This window comes from Pseudomonas brenneri (assembly GCF_007858285.1).
Lineage (GTDB): Bacteria > Pseudomonadota > Gammaproteobacteria > Pseudomonadales > Pseudomonadaceae > Aquipseudomonas > Aquipseudomonas brenneri.
In genome coordinates, this window is sequence record NZ_VFIL01000028.1 from 1 (window position 1) to 1,111 (window position 1,111).

1 pseudogene is annotated in these 1,111 nt (G+C 55.4%); it reads left to right on the top strand.

Going from position 1 to position 1,111, the window contains the following annotated elements:
• Window positions 1-1,111: pseudogene (locus FJD34_RS27985) on the top strand (IS3 family transposase); the annotation flags it as partial.

The following is a 1,111-nucleotide window of genomic DNA, read 5'->3' on the forward strand; positions in this document are numbered from 1 at the left end:
GACCTACAAGCGCTCAGTCCTTGAGTACATGCACAAGCATCAGCTTTCCTCGCGCCAGACCGCCGCCCATTTCGGCCTCGGTCAGTCCTCGCAGATAGGCATTTGGGCACGGCAGCACTACAGTGGGAGTCTGGCTTTACCTATTCCCAAGAGAAAAAAACCTACTGCCATGTCGAAAAAGCCTTACCCCATCAAACCTACGACGTCCGATGACACCGATAAAAGCCGCGACCAGTTGCTGGCTGAGCTTGAGTGGCTGCGTATGGAGAACGCTTACCTAAAAAAGCTGGAAGAACTGAAGGCGCAGGAGCGAAGTCGGCCCAAAAAGCCCTGATCGTGTCGACGCTCAAGGACAGGTTTCCCTTGGCTGCCGTTCTGCAACTGGCTGACTTGCCTCGCAGCACGTTCTATTACCAGCTCCAGGCGCAGGCCAAACCTGACAAGCATGCTGTCCTGAGGCAGCTGATTCAGCGTGTCTATCACGAGGAAAAGGGGCTTTACGGTTACCGGCGTGTTACGGCGGTGATCCGCAACGCCGGCACCTTAGTTAACAAGAAGGTCGTAGAACGCTTGATGGCCGCGCTTGATCTTCGCTCACTCGTACGGCCCAAAAAGTACCGGTCGTACAAGGGCGTCGTCGGCCTCATCGCGCCCAACCTGCTGGAGCGAAACTTCCTCGCGCAGCGCCCGAATCAGAAGTGGGTGACCGATGTGACCGAGTTCAAAGTGGCTCAGGAAAAGGTCTATCTCTCTCCCGTGATGGACTTGTACAACGCCGAAATCGTGGCATACGAAGTGGCCAGCAGGCCGTGCCTTGGGCTGGTCACCAACATGCTGGACAAGGCCTTCAAGCGCCTGGGAAACAAGCCGAAACTGGTGCTTCACTCGGATCAAGGCTGGCACTACCAACACTCGCAGTACCGCCACAAGCTGGCAGAGCAAGGACTGAAGCAGAGTATGTCACGCAAAGGAAACTGCCTGGACAATGCGGCAATGGAGAGCTTTTTTGGTACGCTTAAGTCCGAGTTTTTCTACCTGAAGCGTTTCGAGAGCGCTGAGGAACTGAAAGCCGGTCTGGACGAGTACATCCACTACTACAACCATGACCGCA